This window comes from Microbacterium sp. Bi128 (assembly GCF_918698205.1).
On the sequence record NZ_CAKKMM010000435.1, the window covers coordinates 1 to 3,687 of the forward strand.

A 3,687-nucleotide genomic window follows, 5' to 3' on the forward strand; every position below is an offset into this window, starting at 1 on the left:
GGGCCAGCCCGTGAATCGCTGGTCGGTGTAGGCGCCCCACGCCGGGCCGGAAAACAGCGGGATCACCGGGGCCGCGTCGTTGAAGCGGGCCTCCAGGGTGCCGACGAGGGTCTTCTGTGCTGCCGGGTCTGCCGTTGCCGCCATCTTGTCCAGGGTTGCGGTCGCTTCCGCGTCGCCAAAGCGGTGGTAGTTTTCGTTCGCCTTTTGCCCTGCCGGCACAACCACCTTCTGGGACATTACGCCGCGGTAGAACTCGTACGGGGACGCGCCGGCACTACTCCAGACGATGCCGCTGTCGAAGGATCCGTCGGTGTAGGAGGAGACGACCTGGGACCAGTCAGGGGAGCTGACTTCGACCTTAACGCCGAGTTTTTCCATGTTCTTGGAGATGATCTGGCCGACGGAGAGCCAGTCCGAAGATGCCGAGCCGACAGAGAACTTGAACTGGAACGGTTTGCCGTCCTTGAGGGTGCGGATGCCGTCGGCTCCCTTTTTGTAACCGGCGTCATCGAGCATCTGGTTGGCTTTGTCCACGTTCAGCTTGGTCCAGTCACATTTGTCGACGATGCTCTGGTCGCGCCAGCTATTGTAGGCGTCGCTGAGGCCGGTGCAGTCGGCCGGATGGGTGTAGCCCGCCATGCCCAGGCCGGTCACCTGATCGCGGTCCACGGCCATGCTGAGTGCTTTGCGGACGACGGAATCGTTAAAGGGAGCCTTGGTGGTGTTGAGCTGCCAGTTGATGGTGCCACCTATGGTGGGGTACCAGAAGTGGCGGTGGGCCGGATCCTTGTCGATAAAGGTTTTCTGGACGTTGGGGATGAACTGGTCGCTCCAATCCACATCGCCATTCTGCAGGGCGAGGTTGGCACCGGAGTTGCCGGCGAAGGCCAGCATCCTGATGCCGGTCAGCTGCTGCTTTTCCGGCTGCCAGTAGTTGGGATTCTTATCGAGCTCGAATGACTGTGCCTGGAAATGGGAGACATGCGTGTAAGGACTCGTGCCGACCGGATTGTCGTTAGTGGCTTTTGCCGGGTCCGCGATCTGGGACCAGACATGGTTAGGGGCGATGACCTGCTGGCCGACTTCGTAAAGTCCGGGCGCGTAGGGCTTGTTGAAATCGAAGCGTACAGTGTGCGCATCTACGGCTGAGACCTTGGCCAAGTAGTCGAACCCGCCTTGGATCTTTTTCTGGAGCTCAAAGGTGTACACCACGTCATCGGCCGTCAGTGGCCGTCCGTCCGACCATTTGACCCCGTCGCGGAGGGTGAACGTCGCTCCCTTGCCGTCTTCGTCTGCCTTCCACGAAGCGCCGAGCCAGGGCACGGGTTCGCCCTTGACGGGGTTGACGATCAGCAGTGGCTCGAAGACCGACTGCTGCGTCATAGGCAGCGCCTTCGGGGAGAACGGGTTGAAGTTGCTGGTGAACGTTGCGGTGTCCTCCCGGGGGATGGTCAGGAGCCCGCTGGAGGCGCTTCCGCCGTTTGCTGTGCTTCCAGCTGTGTTTCCGGCGCTGCATCCGGTGAGAGTCAGGGCGCCGATCGCAAGTGTGGCTGCAACAACGGTCAGTGATCTTTTGGGGTTGATTTTGGGCATGAGGGAGCTCGTTTCGTCAGTGAAAGGGAGATGGGGTTAGCGGGTGGTGGACGTCAGGAGGGGCAGGCGCACGGATGTACGCTCCACCAGAGGGCATTCGACAATGTGTTGGAGCGGTGTTAGATCGCGGTTCGCTGCCAGTTTGGCCAGCAGCGCGACGCCGGTTGCCCCCATTTGCCGGAATGGCAGTGCGACAGTCGTCAGGCTGGGTCGCAGGTAGCTGGCGATAACTTCCTGGTTGTCGAAGCCAACCACGGAGATATCTTCCCCAATACGAAACCCTCGTTCTTTGATGGCGTCGTATGCGCCCATGGCCATACGGTCAGTGGCGCAGAAGATGGCCGTAGGCGGCACCGCGCTGTCAAGGAGGGAGGATGCCGCACGGTAGCCCTGGTCTGCCTCGCCGTCCTCGTTGATGATCAACTTCTCATCCAGGCCCATACCTGCCTGGTCCAGAGCGCGGACGTAACCGGCCCGGCGGCCGATGGCTGCTGGAATTACGGGATCAAGGTTGATGAGCCCTATCCGGTCGTGTCCGGCCCCGATGAGCCTCATAGTGGCGGCGTAGCCGCCCTGAGCCTCGTCAGGAATGACGGAATGGAGGGTGGCCGCTTCGTCAAAGCAGTGAACCAGGACCGTCGGCACCTCGTCTGCGACAGCCGGCAGCCGGACGCCCCTATGCCAGCTTGTTGCATAGATCAGACCCTCGACACGGTGCTCGAGCATCGTTTCGATTGCCTGCCGGTCGGCGTCACTGCTGCCGTCGGTGCTGGCGATCAGTAGTGTTTTACCCTCCCGCGCGGCCTGTTCCTCGGCGCCTCGGACGATGTCGGCGGCATAAGGCGCCGTAACAATTTCCGTGATCAGCCCGTAGAGCTTGGTGTGTTTGGCTGCCAGCGCTCGGGCTCCAGCGTTCGGGCGGTAGCCCAGTTCGGTCACGGCCCGGTGGACGCGGTCACGGGTTTCTTGTGGAATTCCGTTTCCCGTTCCGCCGTTTAGGACAAAGGAAACCGTCGTCCGAGAGACTCCGACATGGTTCGCGACATCCTGCATTGTCACTTTGACCTGCCGAGGGTTCGTCTTCATTGACCGTCCGATGTCTAGTAATAAGGGCTGAACTTTGGATGAGAGTCTAGCTAAATCTACTGATGCGCGTTACTAACGCGCGTAAGTAGATGTGAGATAGAACATATCCCGCGTTGGGTTGGAGTGTCAAGCAGCGTGCGGAGGGTTGTCGGCGCCCTGTCGGATCTTCTGGGTGAACGAGAGAAAATCGCACTAGATAATCGAATCCCGCGAGACAAGTGGCGGGCCGGATATCCGCCGCCCTTGGCTCCCGACCCGTCCGGGTCGATTGGGCTGAACTCGAATTTCAGCCGGCGGCCTAGCCTTGACGCGACTCGATATCGGCCATAAGCGGGCTCTTCCTGCGATCGAAGGAGCTCGGGTGGGGCTTCGTCCTGATCCGTGGAACTGGCCAATTTTGGGTGTGTACAAAGTGCACACTTGGGGCTTCGGGCCCGGTCGTACTGGTGCCGGATCGGGCCGGATTCCGCATGTTCGGGGACTTCCCAGCGTTTGCAGGGGCTGGAATGCAGTTCGAGTCCCACCTGGGGCACAGCATTCCCCCTCGTCAGAGGGGGTTTTGCTTTAACGTGTGTACATTGACCCTGGTTGGTCTGACGCTGTTCCCCGCCTGGTGCCTAGCCGCCGTGGTGGCCTGTGAAGTTGTGTGGGTGGCGGGGTCATGGCTCTGGCTACTGAGTCCTCCGCCTGCTGGGATGTGGGGTCATTCGGGTCTCCTTTGCGGCTTTGTCTGGTGGGCTTGGTTGGTCTTGTACCTATTCATGGCGTGGGGTTGTGATGCTGACATGACCTGCGCGAATTTCCTGCGGAGATTCGTCGCCGCTGAGGGGCTGAAGGAGAGGTGCGTGCCGTCTCGTGCGGCCAAAGGGGATGTGTACGTTGTCCACACCCGTGTGGGTGTGATCCCGGGGCTCATCGGTGACTTCTTCTTCGCCTGCTTCTGCTGACACAAGTTCATTCGGCCACGAGTTTTGCGTTACACGACCTTGTTCGCTTTCAGGTCTTTTT

General features: G+C 60.6%; 3 protein-coding genes. All 3 read right to left on the bottom strand.

Translation table 11 applies throughout. The features are described 5' to 3' along the window. A partial coding sequence (locus LQV45_RS20500; protein ID WP_230008596.1) for an ABC transporter substrate-binding protein occupies window positions 1–1,593 on the bottom strand: 1,593 nt, incomplete at its 3' end. 36 nt (window positions 1,594–1,629) lie between these two features. After that, window positions 1,630–2,679, bottom strand: a complete 1,050-nt coding sequence (locus LQV45_RS20505; protein WP_230008597.1) for a LacI family DNA-binding transcriptional regulator — start codon at window positions 2,677–2,679, stop codon at window positions 1,630–1,632. A 755-nt stretch (window positions 2,680–3,434) separates the two neighbouring features. Next, on the bottom strand, window positions 3,435–3,687 hold a 253-nt coding region (locus LQV45_RS20510; protein WP_230008598.1), incomplete at its 5' end, for a hypothetical protein.